This is a genomic window from Aeromonas sp. ASNIH4 (assembly GCF_002934425.1).
GTDB classification, from domain to species: Bacteria; Pseudomonadota; Gammaproteobacteria; order Enterobacterales; family Aeromonadaceae; genus Aeromonas; species Aeromonas hydrophila.
Window position 1 is genome coordinate 836,849 of sequence record NZ_CP026217.1, and the last position, 15,357, is coordinate 852,205.

Consider the following 15,357-nt stretch of genomic DNA (forward strand, 5'->3'; position numbering starts at 1 on the left):
CGAAAGGGGATGCTCATCCAATGGACGCGGAGTATTAGCAAACCCCGATTTGCGCTGCAAGCCGCGGGCGCCGGAATAGCGCGCCTGCGCACAGATTTGCCGGCACCCTGAGCCAAAGGCATCCCCTGTACAGGCAGATGGGAATGGGCATAGGCCCGGCAAGTGGGTCACTCTCCTTGGCCTGGATCAGGGGCCTGGATTAGTGGCCCGGCTCAGGGGGCTGAATGGACGTTTGCATAGAGCAGCATCAGCTCGGCCAGAGAATCGACCTCGAGGCGTTTCATCAGGCTGGCGCGGCACACCTCGACGGTGCGCACCGAGATGCAGAGATCCTGCGCTATCTGCTGATTCTTGTGGCCCCGGGCGATGAGTTGCAGCAGCTGGTGCTCGCGCGGGGTGAGCCGCTGATAGGCGGCCAGCTGGGCGAAACGGGTGGCCGCGCTCAGGGTCGCCTGCTCGGCCCGTGCGATGGCGGCGAGCAGGGGGGCCAGCTGCACCGGCTTTTGCAAGAAATCCACCGCCCCCTGCTTGAGGGACTCCACCGCCAGCGGCACCTCGCCGTGGCCGGTGAGAAACAGGATGGCGATGGGGCTCTGGGCCGCCTTCAGCCGCTGTTGCACCTCGGGGCCCGACAGCCCCGGCATGCGGCAGTCGAGGATGAGGCTGGCGGGCTGGTGCAGGTCGACCTCGGCCAGAAAGCGCTCGCCATCGGCAAAGCTGAACAGCGGCCGCTCGTCGCAGCTCTCCAGCATGAAGCGCAGGGAGTCGAGCACGGCCTCGTCGTCGTCGACCAGATAGAGCGGGGGGCGGGCAGGGGGCGGCATCTCAGTTCCTCGGCATGTCGGTGGATGAAGGGAGGGTTTCGGGTGGCGGCACGGGCACAATGACCCGGGCCAGGCAGCCGTGGGGGCTCAGGTTCTCCAGGCTGAACTGGCCGCGATGGCTCTCGACCACCTCCCGGCAGATGGCCAGCCCCAGCCCCATGCCATCGGGCTTGTCGCTGTAAAACGCCTGCTGCAGTTCGGTGGCGGGGACCCTCAGGCCGGCGCCGTTGTCGCGGATCTCCAGCCGCAGGCTCTGCGCCTCGAAGGCGATCAGCAGCTCGACCCGGGCAGGCTCCTGTGCCGCTGCTGGCGTAGGAAGGCGCGCCCTCTGCGCCGCACTCTCGGCGCCATTCTTGATGAGGTTGACCAGCAGCTGCTCCATCCCGGTGCCGTCCAGAGGCAGCCGGCGCGGCTGACCCCGCCAGTGCAGGGTGAAGGCGACGTCGAGCGGCGCCAGCATCTGCTCCAGCAGGGGGCGCAACTCCGCCACCAGGGTGGGCAGGTCGCAAGGCGCGAAGCGGGGAGGGCGCTTTTGCAGCCTGGCCCTGAGCCGGTTGACGGTCTGGGTGATGCGCTGGACCTGCAGCCCTATCTGTTCCAGGGCCTGACGCAGGGAGGCCTGGGCGGCAGCCTGGGCCGGATCCTGTGCCAATCTATCCAGTCGCAACAAGGCCCCCTGGCTGTAGTTGGCGATGGCGCTGAGGGGCTGATTGATCTCGTGGGCCACGTTGGCGCCCAGCTCGCCCAGTTCGGCGAGCCGTCTGGCCTGTGCCAGCTGGCGTTCCTTCTGCTCGAGCTGGTGGCGGGCTTTGAGCAGCCGGCGCTGGCTGCGGTTGAACAGGTATTGCAGCAGCAGGTGGTGGCCCCCCAGCAGCAGTACCAGCGCCAGGGCGCCCCAGCCCCACTGTTGATGCTGGCGCAGCCAGTGCCAGGCCGCTTGCCACCAGGGGCCCTGCAGCGGGTGGCGATCCAGCGCCTTGAGCAGGCGGTCGATGGCGAGCTCGCTGGTGGGCACGGTCCAGCCTGCCGAATCGGCGGCGATGGCCGCCTTGCTATCAGCGGGCAGATCGAACAGCGCACGGGTCACCGCCAGCGCCAGCGCGGGGGAGGCCCGCTCTGTCTTGGCGAAGGACCAGTTGGGGTAGAGCCGGGTCGAGCTCTGGCAACCAAAGCCGGCCGGCGCCTGATCGTCCAGCACCCGAAACGCCCCCCTGGTGACCTTGCCCTCCCGCTCCATGCGCTCCAGCTGGCACACCGGCACGATGGCGGCGGCCACCTCCCCTGCCGCCAGCCGCTCGATGAGCCGGTCCAGCGGAAAGCCGGTGAACTGCACGGTAGAGAAGAAGTGCTCCAGCCTGACCCCCTGTTCGTCCGCCTCGAAGCGATAGGCGAGGTAGCCGCCGAAGGCGTTCTCCGAAACGGCGGCGACCGCTTGCCCCTCGAGGTCACGCCAGTGTCGGTAGGGGGCCTGGGCGGGCACCACCAGCGCCGCACCGATGGCGAGGTTGTCTCCCCCGGCCGGGCTCTTGAGGGTGGCGAGCCAAGCCAGCGCATACTGGCGTGCCAGACTCACCGACTGGCCCGGGTTGGTGATGACGAAATCGAGGTGCTCGCGGGCGACGGCCTCGGCCAGTTCATCAAGCCCCAGCGGATGCAGCACGAAGCGATGGCCGGGCACGCGCTGTGCCAGCCAGTGCAGCAGCGGTTGCCACTGGGCTCTGGCCAGAGCGGGGCCGCGGGTGGCCAGCACGCCGATGCGTATCGGTTCGGGCAAGGTCTGCACCAGCTCGGCCTGGGATGGGGAGGATTCCTGTCGGGCCGGCGCTGGCGAAGAGGGGGTCGGGGTGGCCTGCACCCGCAGCGGCAGGGCTGACAGGGCGAGCCAGAGCAGCAGGCTGAGCAGGGGCAAGGGGACTGGGGCGTGCAGGGGGCTCTCCTCTCGGTGCAAAGGGGGCAGTCTATCACCGGGACGTGCGCTTGCACGCGAACGGGGTCGGGAGGAGCGGCAAACGCCGCCCCGGTCACAGTTCAGCAGGGCTGGGACATTTTTTATTGCGCTGGATCAACCCGGCTCCCGGTATGTGGAAAACCACAATAGAGGCGACTTCCTGCGTTGAGGACAATCGGCCCAACCCCTTTCAAGCCAGCTCAGCAGAAGGAAAGACGCCATGGAGCCCAGCAAGCGCCGATTGTTATCCGGGATCGCCGCCCTCACCGCAGGGGCGGCCCTGATCCCCGTCACCCAGGTTCAGGCGCAGTCCGTTCCCGCTCCCCGCAACGGGCGGACGGCCATCAGCCGGGGGGACGGGCGCAAGCGTTACGGCATGCTGATCGACCTGCGCCGCTGCGTCGGCTGCCAGGCCTGCACAGTCGCCTGCACCATCGAAAATCAGCCCCCTCTCGGCCAGTTTCGCACCACGGTGAGTCAGTACGAGGTGAGCGACGTGGCCGCCCTCGCGGCTCCCGCCTCTCTCTTGATGTTGCCTAGGCTGTGCAACCACTGCGCCGAGCCCGCCTGCCTCGATGTCTGCCCCACCGGCGCCACTTTCCAGCGCGATGACGGCATCGTCGTGGTCAACAACGACTGGTGCGTCGGCTGCGGTTACTGCGTGCAGGCCTGCCCCTACGATGCCCGCTTCATCAACCACGAGACCAACACCGCCGACAAGTGCACCTTCTGCGCCCATCGGCTGGAGGCGGGGCTCTTGCCCGCCTGTGTGGAGAGCTGTGTCGGCGAGGCGCGCATCATAGGCGATTTGAACGATCCCAAGAGCCGGATCAGCCGCTTGCTGCGCGAACACGAGCCGGCGCTCAAGGTGCTCAAGCCCGAGGCCAATACCCAGCCGCGGGTCTTTTATCTCGGCATGGACGAGGCCTTCGTCAGCAAGGTCGACGGCAACCCGGCCCTGCGCACCCTGCTCACCGACGATGGCAAGGAGATAGCCCATGGTCATTAACGAACTGCTGGCCCCGGCTCAGCCCATCACCTGGCTGCCCTGGGCGGTGCAATATTTCTTTCTCATCGGCCTCGCCTACGGGGCCCTCTGGCTCGGCGCGTCTGAGCTGTGGCGCAAGGCGCCGGACCCGCGGCTGCAGACCCTGGCGGCGGTGCTGATGGTGGCGGCCGGCCTGGTGGCCCCCATCGCCCTGACCGCGGATCTGCACCAGCCGGCCCGGGCCTGGCACTTCTACGCCCAGACGCGCGTTGGCTCCGTCATGTGGTATGGCGCCTATCTGCTGCCGCTGTTCAGCCTGCTCTCCATGCTGCTCGGCTGGCTGCTGCTAAGACCAGCCCTGGCCCGGCGCGGCGCAGAAGGGGACAAGATAGCCCGCCTTGCCCGGCTGCTCTGTCTGGGAAGCTGGTCGGGGCACGTCTGGCTGCGGCCCCTCTCCCTGCTGGCGGCCCTGAGCGGGCTCAGCATCGCCCTCTACACCGGGCTCGAGACCATGGCGGTGGCGGCGCGCCCGCTCTGGCATACCCCCTGGTTGCCCTGGTTGCTGACCCTGAGCGCCGTGCTGGGGGCCCAGAGTGCCCTGCTGCTGCTCAACCGCTTGCTGGCGGGCTGGCGTGCCCAGACCGAGTCGACCCTGCTGCGCCAGAGCGGCTGGACCTTGAGCCTGCTGGCGCTCTCCCTGCTGGGCTGGGCCCTGTTTGGCGGCGCCTCGGCGGCAGAGGCCGCAGCCCTCTATCGGCTCGACCCGAGCTGGCGGCTGGCGGCCCACTGGCTGTTGCTGACCCTGGGGCTGGCCAGCCTGCTGATGCTGCTGCGGTCCAGGGTCTCTGCCCGCCTGTCACTCTGGGGGTTGGCGCTGCTGGGGCTGCACCTGGTGTGGGGCCTACGCTGGCTGCTGCTGATCCAGGGGCAGCTCGCGCCCAAGTACGGGGCCGGCGTCTATCTCTATGAAATTGCCTGGGGCCCGGCCGGTGTGCTCGGCATTCTCGGCACCTTCGGTCTGCTGCTGGCCCTGCTGGTGGCCCTCTCGGAGCTGGTGCGCCCCTCTGTTTCCCCCGCCATCAAGGCACCCACTCCTTTTGCACGCGAGGCACTCTGATGGATCACAGCAAACGCAAGTTTCTCAAGGGCGCCGCCATCGCCGGTGGCACCGGGCTGTTCGTCGCCGGTTACAGCGACACCCTCAAGCAGGTGGCGACTGGCCTCGCCACCGGCAGCTCGGGCCAGCCGACCCGGGATCCCATCCATGGCAACTCGCTGGCCGTGGAGTACCGGGTTGACGAGCGGGGGGCGTTGCACCCCAACCCGGCCCAGCGGGTTGCCAACACCATGTGCCTCGGCTGCTGGACCCTGTGCGGAGTGCGGGCCCGCATCGACAACGAACGCGACCAGATAGTGCGGATCCTGGGCAATCCCTATCATCCCCTCTCCGCCCGCCATCACATCGACTTCAAGACCCCGGTCAAGCAGGCGCTGCTCGCTACCAGCGGCTACCAGGAAGGGGGGCTGGACGGACGCTCCACCGCCTGCGCGCGGGGCAACGCCATGCTGGAGCAACTCGACAGCCCGCAGCGAGTCACCCGTTGTCTCAAGCGGGTGGGGCCCCGTGGCAGCGGCCGCTGGCAGAGCATCCCCTTCGAGCAGCTGGTGGCCGAGGTGGTGGAGGGGGGCGATCTGTTTGGCGAGGGCCAGGTTGAGGGGCTGCGGGCCATTCGCAACCTCGCCGAGCCGCTCGATCCGGCCAACCCGGAGTACGGCCCCAGGGCCAACCAGCTGCTGGTGAGCAACGCCTCGGACGAGGGGCGGGATCACTTCATCAAGCGTTTCACCTTCAGCAGCTTCGGCACCCGCAACTTCGCCAACCACGGCGCATACTGCGGCCTGTCGTTCCGGGTCGGGGCCGGCGCCCTGCTGGACGATCTGGAGAAGAACGCCCACCTCAAGCCGGACTGGGACGAGAGCGACTTCCTGCTGTTCATGGGCACCTCGCCCCAGCAATCGGGCAATCCCTTCAAGCGCCAGTCCCGTCAGCTGGCGGCAAACCGGGCGCGACCGGGCAAGCCGTTCTCCTACGTGGTGGTGGCCCCCAGCTTGCCCAACACGGTGAACATGCCCTCCGCCCCAGCTAACCGCTGGCTGCCCATCCGCCCTGCCACCGACTCGGCGCTGGCCATGGCCATGCTGCGCTGGATCATCGATAACCAACGTTACGCCGAGCCTTTCCTGACGGCACCCAATGCCGCTGCCGCCGAGCGAGCCGGCTATCGCGGTTTTTGCAACGCCAGCCACCTGGTGCTCTGCGACGAGTCCCACCCGCGCTTCGGTCAGATGCTGCGGGCCAGCGATCTTGGCTTGCCCTTTGAGGGTGAAGCCTATGGGGAGGGGGACGCCATGCTGGTAGAGGAGGCGAGCAGCGGCGAACCGAGACCCGCCGGCCAGTGTGAGCGGGCCAACCTCTGGGTGGCTCGTCCCATTCAGGGCCCCAAGGGGGAGCTGATGGTGAAGAGCAGCTTCCAGCTGCTGGCCGAATCGTGCCGGGAGCACTCCCTCGCGCAATACAGCGCCGAGTGCGCCGTGCCGGTGGCGGACATCGAGGCGCTGGCGCGGGAATTCACCAGCCACGGCACCCGGGCTGCGGTGGTCTCCCACGGCGGCACCATGAGCGCCAATGGCTTCTACTCGGCCTGGGCCATCATGATGCTCAACGTCATGGTAGGGAACTTGAACGCAAGGGGTGGCGCCGTGGCGAGCGGTGGCAAGTTCGACCCCTTCGGGGCGGGGCCGCGCTACGATCTGGCGAGCTTCCCCGGCATGGTCAAGCCCGCCGGCGTCTTCCTGTCGCGCTCCAAGTTCCCCTACGAGAAAACTTCCGAATATAGGCGCAAGCGCGAGGCGGGGCTGAACCCCTATCCGGCCCAGGAGCCCTGGTTCCCCATCTCGGGGCCCCTGCTCGGCGAGCACCTGACCGCGGCGGTGAACGGCTATCCCTACCGGCTCAAGGCCTGGATCAACCACATGGGCAACCCCCTCTACGGTCAGGCGGGGCTCGCCAAGGCCATAGGGGAGCAACTGAAAGACCCCAAGGTGCTGCCGCTCTTTATCAGCATCGACAGCTTCATCAACGAGTCGTCGGCGCTGTCGGACTACCTAGTGCCGGATACCCTCACATACGAGTCCTGGGGTTGGGCCACCGCCTGGCACGGGGTGATGACCAAGGTCTCCACCGGCCGCTGGCCCATCGTGGAGCCAAGAGTCGCCAAGACCGCCGAGGGAGATCCGGTCTGCATGGAGTCCTTTTTTATCGCGGTGGCCAAACGGCTGGGGCTGCCGGGCTTTGGCGAGGGGGCGCTCAAAGGGGCAGACGGCAAGTTGCATGCTTTGCATAAGGCGGCGGACTTCTCCCTCTACGGGGCGGCCAACGTCGCCTATCTCGGCGAGCCGGTGCCTCCTATCGGGCTTGAGGATCTCGCCTGGTCCGGGGTGGAACGGATCCTGCCGGTGCTGAATGCCACCCTGAGTGCGGAGGAGGCGGGCCGCGCCGCCTATCTCTTCGCCCGCGGCGGGCGCTTCGAGCCGGCGGCCAAGGGGCGCGATGACGCGGGTCAACCGAGCAAGCGCTGGACCAAGCCGCTGATGGTGTGGAACCCCGAGGTGGGCAGCCGCCGCCACAGCCAGAGCGGCCAGTTCCTGAGTGGTACCCCGCGCTTCTTCCGCCCCCAGCTGGCGGACGGCACGCCGCTCAATGAGGCGTTCAAGCCGGCCCAGTGGCCGCTGCTGCTCACCAGCTACAAGTCCCACACTATGAGCTCCATGAGCATCGGCTCGGATCGCCTGCGCCAGGTGAACCCCAGCAACCGGGTGCGGCTCAATGCGCAGACGGCGGCGCAGCTGGGGATCGAGAGCGGGGACAGAGTGCGGGTCAGCACCCCGGATGGCAGCGTGATCGGGGTGGCCGAGTGCGTGGCCGGGGTACAGGCCGATGCCATCGCCATCGAACACGGCTTCGGCCACAAGGAGCTGGGGGCGCGGGAGCACTGGATAGACGGCCAGAAAGTGGTTGCCAATCCGCTGCGCGGGGTCGGGGTCAACCTCAACGATCTGGCGGTGCTGGATCCCAGCCGCCATGGCCGCTACCCCCTGGTGGACTGGGCCATCGGCTCGTCGGCCCGTCAGGGGCTGCCGGCCCGGGTGGAGAAGCTGGTATGACGACCAATGAAAACGGGGCCTGCGGGCCCCGTTGCTTGTCTGCTCTGTGTCACTGTCACAGTTTGAAGTCGACCCACACCAGGCGGTGATCCGAGCTGACACCCTTGGCGATGCCCAGCTTGGCGTCATACACCAGGTGGTAGCCAGGCTCGAAGCTGGCCGGCCAGAACACGCCGGAGGCGACCGCGTTCAGGTTGGCGGAGGGCAGCACGTGGTCGAGCTGCAGGCCGCTGCTGCTGGTGATGCGCTCCGGGGTGGGGCGGTTGTTGTTGCGCTTGCACTGATCCGGCTGGCTGGCGAGGCACTCGGGGCCGCCCTGGCTGACCGGGATCAGGGCGCCGTTGGTGACGGCCTGATTGACCAGCGCATGGTTGTGCAGATCCTGAATGGCGGTGAGATCCCCATCGCCAATCTGGGGATCGGCGTTGAGATCGCCAGCGATGACGAACTTGGCACCCGCGGGCAGGCCACCGGCCTTGCCGGCGTCATCCACCATGTAGCTGGCGGTCTCCACATAGTCCTGCCAGAAGGCGACTTCGGCCCGGTTGTGCTTGACGTTGTGGCGCGCCGCGTTGCCGAAGATGGGGGGAGTCGGGTGGGAGATGAGGAAGTGGATCACCTCCTCCTTGTTGCCGCGCTTGATGCGCACCGGCACGTCGGCGTGGTTCTTGGACGAGAGCGGGAAGGCTTGCCAGGCTGCGTCGTCATACCAGGCATCGCCGCACTGGCGGCCGGCCGGGATCGGCGCCTTGGCATTGTTGCAGTCGTCGATGACGGGGTTCACTTCGCCCGGCATGTCCTTCCACTTGAATTTCTGGAAGGTACGGATCTGCTTGGTATCGATGGGGTACTGGGACATCACGGCGAAGGCGTACTGGCCGTGGTAGTTGCCAAAGCCCCAGGCGTCGTCCGGCCCGTTGTTGACCTTGCCGTCCAGGTTGAGGTCATGGCCGCTCATCAGACCGGTGTTGGTGGCGAAGTTCTGCAGCACCGGGTAGCTGATGGCCTTCACCTCGTCGTGCTGGGCGTGGGCCAGGTAGTTGTCGTTGAAGGCTTTGAGGTCCGTGGTGTCGCTGCCCTTGCCGTCATTGTCGAATTCGTTGAGCAGGAACACATCCGGCCGGGTGCGCTGGATGATTTCGGCGATGTTGCGGATCTGCTGCACGTCGAGGGCCTTGGTCTTCTCGGCGCCGCTCAAGGTGCCGTCGGCGAGGCGCGCCAGCAGGGCATCCTGCTCGGTGCGACTGAGGGCCAGTTCACCGGCGAGCATGCCGGCGGCGGTGCGATCGAAGGAGAGGTTGAAGGTAGCGAAGCGAACCATGGGGGTCGGGGTCTCGGAGTCATTTTGGCTGTTACAGCCTGCCATCAATCCGAGGGAAATGGCAGCGGCCAGTAGGGATTTGCTGATATTTTTCATTGTAATATTCCGTAGCATCAATAAGTTATACCTTGCTCATGGGGAGCGAAGGCGTGCCCATTATAGGGATCCCGGCCGACAGCCGGGCTCTGAATGGGCCAAAGTGTGAGACCATTCACAGAGCAAAACGGGGAGGCGAGATGAGTCGGCGACAGACGGCCCTGGTGGTCGAGGGGGGCGCCATGCGCGGCATTTTCGCCGCCGGGGTGCTGGATGCGTTTCTGGCCAAGGGCCGCATGGCGTTTGATCACTGCATCGGCGTATCGGCCGGGGCGGTCAATCTGGCGGCCTTTCTGGCCGGTCAGCAGGGGCGCAACCACAACGTCATCACCGATTACTCCTGCCGTCCCGAGTTCATCAACCTGGCCAAGTTCTTGCGCGGCGGCCACTGGCTCGATCTCGACTGGCTGTGGACGATCACCATCCGCGAGTGCCGGCTCGATCTGGCGCGCTTTGCCGCCAACCCGGTGCCGCTGACCGTGGTGACCACCCGGGTAGCGGACGGCCAGGCCGCCTACCTCAAGGCCAACGCCGCCGAGCTGGAGCAGCAGATTAAGGCCTCCTGCTCGGTGCCGCTGGTCTACCGGGACTTCGTGCGCATCGACGGGGAGGCCATGACGGATGGCGGGGTGGCCGACTCCATTCCGGTGCGCCACGCCTACGAGCAGGGGGCGCGCGACATCACAGTGGTGCTCTCCCGCCCGCTGGGTTATCGCAAGCGGGCGCCGCGCCTGCCCGCCCTGCATCGCTACCTGCTGCGCGAGACGCCGGCCCTGGCTCGCGCCAGCCTGTCGCGTCATCAAAGCTACAACGATGCCATCGACTTCATCCGCCAGCCGCCGGCCGATTGCCGCATCCGGGTCATAGTGCCGCCGGCGGGTTTTCGGGTCGGCCGCATGACCACCGACCGGGGGCGGCTGGAGCAGGGTTACCAGATGGGCTGGCAGGCGGCCCTCGACTATCTAGGGAGCGCTTAGGCGCTCTTTGCACACCATTGCGGCCCCGGTCGGGGCTGCCACCATGAAAGCGCATGGCGATGGCGCAGCAAATCTGCGACGCGTCATTTCGCCCGCTCATTCCCCCTCTTGCGCGGCGGCGGCTGCACTCTGTTCGTTTGCTTAATATGTAGCTGGATAATTGTTTGCGATATTTACAGCGAAATGGTCAGGATTGCCGCCATGAAAAAATATCACTATTAAGTTGTGCTAAATAATCCACGAGTCAAATTGTGACTGAATAATAAAGTGGTTGGGGAACTTTTCTGATTGGTGATATTTGATACGCATCAATTTAAATAAAATCTGTTTTTATTCATATATATAATTCAACTTAACTTATGCGAAATGGATTATTCGCTGCGGGTTGAATCTGTTTACATCAATGGCGAATTGATAGCCTGACTTCATCTCGGCTACTGTCCCCTCTCGATTCGTTTGGGTAGCAAACGGATACAAAAATAATAACGACAGAGACTGGACGCATTGATAAAGAGTCATCTTTATTGATTTTAATCCTGCCAAAGGAGCCGGAATAATGAGTGGTTTATCTTCCCGTCATATTGCCCAAAATATATTTGCCGAGCTGTTGCCTTATCGCCGCCGCTTCCCCGATCCCATTCTGGATCGGCTGCAGGAGGAAGCCGAGGTGGCCGCCATCCAGATCCCCCGTCTGCAGGCCTTCATCGAGCGGGGCGAGACCATCACCTGCGTGCTGCCCGCCTTTCCCACCAAGTCGCCCAATCCGAACAAGGTGCTGGGCACCCTGCCGGACATGGCGGAGCGGCTCTCCCTCAGTTTTCTCAATCACCTCTGCCAGCGCATCCAGCTGCACTACGCGCCCGGCATGCGGATCCTCATCTGCTCGGATGGCCACGTGTTCGGTGATCTCATCCGGGTGGCGGACCCGGCCATCGACGCCTATCAGGCCCACATCGAGCAGCTGATCCTGGAGCTGGGGGCGACTCACCTCGGGGTCTTCCACTTAGGGATGGTGGCGGGCATGGCCGAGTTTTGCGCCAGCCGCGACTTCGATACCCTGCGCGAACAGCTGGTGGAGCGCTATGCCGAGCCGCTGGCACAGATCACGGAAGAGGTGAGAAGCACCGAGGAGGGCATTCGCCTCTATCGCGCCATGACCCGCTTCCTCTATGAAGACAGCCAGCTGCCGGACACCCCGCTCTCCAACACGGCGCTGCAGCGGGATGCCAAGGCGCGCACCCATGCGGTGATCCAGCGCAGCCGCGCCTGGGGCAACCTGCTGGCAGAGCGCTTCCCCGAGGCGATCCGTCTCTCCATCCACCCCCAGGCGAGCCACAGCCTGAAGATGGGCATCCACATGCTGCCGACCCGGGATGACTGGCTCACCCCCTGGCACGGGGTGGCGGCCAACCTGGATGGCCAGTTCGTGCTGATGAAGCGGCGCGACGTGCTGGCGATGGAGCATGAGCTGGTCCACATCCACGGCCGTCCGAGCCACTACCTGATCAACGGCAAGCAGGCCGCCGCCTGAGGAGTTTCCCATGACTGCATCCATCGTTACCCTCGGCGGCGAGCGCTGCCGCATCCTGCCACAGGCCCCGTTCGGCCTGCTGATTGAACCGGCCCGCAACGCCCAGCCGGTACAGAGCCTGGCTATCGAGGAGTTGCGCGAGCTGGCCCGCCGCCACGGCGTGCTGATCCTGCGCGGATTCGAGTCCGGCTTCACCGATCCCGAGCGGCTGACCCGCTACGGCGAGGGGTGGGGCGAGATCATGATGTGGCCGTTCGGCGCCGTGCTGGACGTGAAGGAGCACGAGAACGCCACCGATCACATCTTCGACTCCAGCTATGTGCCGCTGCACTGGGACGGCATGTACAAGCCGACCCTGCCCGAGTTCCAGCTGTTTCACTGCGTGCACGCCCCGGCGGCGGACGAAGGGGGGCGCACCACCTTCATCAATACCCGTCAGCTGCTCACCGAACTCGACGGCGAGCGACTGGCCCGCTGGGAGCGGGTGCACATCACCTATCGCATCAAGCAGGTGGTGCACTACGGCGGCCAGGTGCGCTCGCCGCTGCTGGTGCCTCATCCGGTGAGCGGCGAGACGGTGCTGCGCTACAACGAGCCGCCGCGCGAGGGGGTACGTTTTCTCAACCAGCATGCCCTCGAGATTGAGGGGGTGGCACCCGGCGAACAGGCCGCCTTCCTGCAGGATCTGCACCAGCGGCTCTACGACCCGCGCTACTTCTATGCCCACCAGTGGCAAGGGGGGGATGTGGTGATTGCCGACAACCTCGGTCTGCTGCACGGCCGCGAGGGGTTCACCGCCCGCTCGGCGCGCCATATCCAGCGAGTCCACATCCAGGCCAGCCCGGTCTGTCTCAACCCGGCGCTGGCGCCGCAAGGGGCGGCGTGATGGCGACCATTTTGCTGGCGGCCACCGCCACCCCGGGCCACGTCAATCCCATGCTGGCGGCGGCCCGTCTGCTGGTGGCGCAGGGGCATAGGGTGCTGATGCTGTGCGGCGCCCTGTTCGAGCAGCGCATCCGCGCAACTGGCGCCGAATTCGTGCCCTTCGCCCCCGAGCTGGACTTTGACTACCGGGCGCTGGAGCGGCATTTTCCCGAGCGGGCCAGCCTGAGCGGCGCCGCCCAGATGGCGCTGGCACTCAAACGCTTCTTCGCCGCCCCCATGGCGCAACACGACAGCCATCTGCGGGCACTGATCGCGGCAGAGGGGGTGGATCTGCTGCTGGTGGAGAACGGCTTCTACGGCGTACTGCCGCTGTTGCAGCAGGGGGAGGGGCGGCGCCTTCCCATCCTGATGATGGGGGTGAACCCGGTCTCCTTCTCGAGTCCGGATGCCATCTTCTACGGCCCGCGCATTCCTCCCGAGCTGCGCCGCTCCCTTGGTGAGCTGCCCTGGCTCGATGAGCCGACCCGGCAACTGCAAAGGGAGGTTCAGCAGAGCTTCGATGCCGCGCTGGCCGAGGCGGGGGCGCCGCCGCTGACGGCTCCCTTCACCGACGTGATGGTGACGGCCCCCGATGCCTTTTTGCAGCTCTCCTGCGCCGGCTTTGAATACGAGCGGCCGGAGCTGGAGGGGCTGATCCGCTATGTCGGCCCGCTGCTGCCACCCCGGATTGAGCTGACGCCGCCGCCCTGGTGGGAGCGGCTCGATGAGCGGCCGCTGGTCATCGTCAGCCAGGGCACCCTGGCCAACGTGGATCTGGGGCAGTTGCTGCTGCCGGCCATGCAGGGGCTGGCCGGCGACGAGCTGCAACTGCTGCTGACCACCGGCGGGCGGGATCCGGCGCTGCTCGGCGCCGCCGTCCCGGCCAATGCCATCGTCACCGAACACGTTCCATTCGAGCTGGCGCTGCCCCGCGCCGCCGTGCTGGTGACCAACGGCGGTTATGGCTCGGTGCAGGCCGCGCTGGCCCACGGGGTGCCGCTGGTGGTGGCGGGCACCGGGGAGGACAAGGCTGAGGTGGCCACCCGGGTGGCGTGGAGCGGCGCCGGCATCAATCTGCACAGCAACGAGCCGACGGCGGACGCGGTGGCAGCGGTGGTGCGCAAGCTGGTGCACGAGCCGCGCTATCGGGCCAGGGCCCGGCTGCTGGCCGACGAGATGGCTGCGCTCGATGCCCGCGCCGCCATCGCCGGGGCGGTGAAGGAGCTGCTCGGCGGGCAAGGGTGATCCCGTGATGAAACAGGGGGGCTCGATGGCCTCCCTGTTGTTCAGCTTGCGCTCAGTTTGTGGCTGCTAGGGTGGCCAGGGTGACAAGAGGCGGCGTCAGCGGCGCCGGATGCGCTTTTTCATGCAAAAAGAGCGATCCCGACGTTGAATTTTTGGCCGACTCAGGAAAGAATGCGCGCTCGGTAATCGACCTCGGACGCAAGGTGACTCGTCACGGGCCAGACCGAGGATGAAATGGCCGTCGGCCAACTTGGTACAGGAAACCACACAGGAATTTTATGAATCCCCTTCGCACTGCCGCTTCGGCTCTTTTATGTACTCTGGCGCTGGTCAGCCAGCAGGCCGCCGCCGTTGAATACCAGCTGCCTGCAGCCAACAGCCGTCTGATCGGTGAGAACCAGGAGTACGTGGTACCCGCGGACAACCGTCCGCTGGAGCAGATCGCCTCCGACTTCCAGTTGGGTCTGACCAACATCATGGAAGCCAACCCGGGTGTCGACCCCTACCTGCCCAAGGCGGGCAGCAAACTGGTCATCCCCCATCAGCTGATCCTGCCGAACGCTCCCCGCGAAGGGATCGTCATCAACGTTGCTGAGATGCGTCTCTACTACTACCCGAAAGGCAAGAACGTGGTGCAGGTGCTGCCCATCGGCATCGGCCAGCTGGGGGTCAACACCCCGGAGAACTGGATCACCAAGGTGGAGCGCAAGCGCGCCAACCCGACCTGGACCCCGACCGAGAACATCCGTCGCCGCTACGCCGCCCAGGGCAAGACCCTGCCGGCAGTCTGGCCGGCCGGTCCGGACAACCCCATGGGCCTGCACGCGCTCTACATCGGCAACCTGTACGCCATTCACGGCACCAACGCCACCTTCGGCATCGGTCTGCGGGTGAGCAGTGGTTGCGTGCGTCTGCGCGCCGACGACATCAAGTACCTGTTCGACAACGTGCCGGTCGGCACTCGCGTCCAGTTCGTCAACCAGCCGGTCAAGACCACGGTCGAGCCGGATGGCGGTCGCTACATGGAAGTGCACGAGCCGCTGTCACGCAACGAGGAGGAGTTCAACTCCACCGCCTCCGTGCCGCTGCCCATGACCCAGGCCACCACCCGCTTCATCGCCCACATGGACAGCGACTCCAATATGGTCAAGCAGGTGCTGGAACAGCGTACCGGCATGCCGACCCGTCTCAACCCGCAGGTCTGATGACCGGGGAGACAGGCTAATGCACAACGGCGACCATGAGGTCGCCGTTGTTGTTTCTGGCACAGCCACCGGTC

The 15,357-nt window shown here is 66.1% G+C and carries 11 protein-coding genes; 8 read left to right on the forward strand and 3 right to left on the reverse strand.

Going from position 1 to position 15,357, the window contains the following annotated elements; all coding sequences use genetic code 11:
- Positions 1–212: 212 nt before the first annotated feature.
- Both C2U40_RS03960 and C2U40_RS03965 read right to left on the reverse strand, forming a co-directional pair.
- Entirely contained in the window at positions 213–824 is a 612-nt protein-coding gene (locus tag C2U40_RS03960) for a response regulator transcription factor (RefSeq protein WP_103826909.1), read from the reverse strand.
- Between the two features lies 1 nt (position 825).
- On the reverse strand, positions 826–2,733 hold the full coding sequence (locus tag C2U40_RS03965; protein ID WP_103851000.1) for a sensor histidine kinase: 1,908 nt from the start codon (positions 2,731–2,733) through the stop codon (positions 826–828).
- Between the two features lie 259 nt (positions 2,734–2,992).
- On the opposite strand from C2U40_RS03965, the gene dsrO reads away from it, so the two are divergent.
- The 3 genes from dsrO to C2U40_RS03980 are packed head-to-tail and all read left to right on the forward strand — an operon-like array spanning position 2,993 to position 7,984.
- Positions 2,993–3,781 carry a sulfate reduction electron transfer complex DsrMKJOP subunit DsrO gene (dsrO, locus tag C2U40_RS03970; RefSeq protein ID WP_103826911.1) on the forward strand — a complete coding sequence of 263 codons (789 nt, stop codon included), beginning with the start codon at positions 2,993–2,995 and terminating at the stop codon, positions 3,779–3,781.
- Positions 3,771–4,877 (forward strand): NrfD/PsrC family molybdoenzyme membrane anchor subunit, encoded by a 1,107-nt coding sequence (nrfD, locus tag C2U40_RS03975; protein ID WP_103826912.1) that lies wholly within the window; start codon positions 3,771–3,773, stop codon positions 4,875–4,877. Before dsrO ends, nrfD begins: the two co-directional genes overlap by 11 nt.
- Positions 4,877–7,984 (forward strand): tetrathionate reductase subunit A, encoded by a 3,108-nt coding sequence (locus C2U40_RS03980; protein ID WP_103826913.1) that lies wholly within the window; start codon positions 4,877–4,879, stop codon positions 7,982–7,984. The genes nrfD and C2U40_RS03980 overlap by 1 nt, the downstream gene beginning before the upstream one ends.
- Before the next feature lie 55 nt (positions 7,985–8,039).
- Here the strand turns inward: C2U40_RS03980 and C2U40_RS03985 are convergent, their stop codons facing one another.
- Entirely contained in the window at positions 8,040–9,401 is a 1,362-nt protein-coding gene (locus tag C2U40_RS03985; protein ID WP_016351703.1) for an endonuclease/exonuclease/phosphatase family protein, read from the reverse strand.
- A gap of 140 nt (positions 9,402–9,541) precedes the next feature.
- On the opposite strand from C2U40_RS03985, the gene C2U40_RS03990 reads away from it, so the two are divergent.
- The 5 genes from C2U40_RS03990 (at position 9,542) to C2U40_RS04010 (ending at position 15,283) form a co-directional block, all read left to right on the forward strand.
- A complete protein-coding gene (locus tag C2U40_RS03990; RefSeq protein WP_103826914.1) occupies positions 9,542–10,378 on the forward strand; it encodes a patatin-like phospholipase family protein in 837 nt (278 codons plus the stop codon).
- A gap of 556 nt (positions 10,379–10,934) precedes the next feature.
- Complete coding sequence (locus C2U40_RS03995) at positions 10,935–11,909, forward strand: L-tyrosine/L-tryptophan isonitrile synthase family protein (protein ID WP_103826915.1); 975 nt, start codon at positions 10,935–10,937, stop codon at positions 11,907–11,909.
- A gap of 10 nt (positions 11,910–11,919) precedes the next feature.
- Entirely contained in the window at positions 11,920–12,795 is an 876-nt protein-coding gene (locus C2U40_RS04000; RefSeq protein WP_103826916.1) for a TauD/TfdA dioxygenase family protein, read from the forward strand.
- Positions 12,795–14,078: a glycosyltransferase gene (locus C2U40_RS04005; protein ID WP_103826917.1), complete on the forward strand. Its 1,284-nt coding sequence runs from the start codon at positions 12,795–12,797 to the stop codon at positions 14,076–14,078. Before C2U40_RS04000 ends, C2U40_RS04005 begins: the two co-directional genes overlap by 1 nt.
- A 278-nt stretch (positions 14,079–14,356) precedes the next feature.
- Positions 14,357–15,283: a L,D-transpeptidase family protein gene (locus C2U40_RS04010; RefSeq protein WP_103826918.1), complete on the forward strand. Its 927-nt coding sequence runs from the start codon at positions 14,357–14,359 to the stop codon at positions 15,281–15,283.
- Positions 15,284–15,357 lie beyond the last annotated feature (74 nt).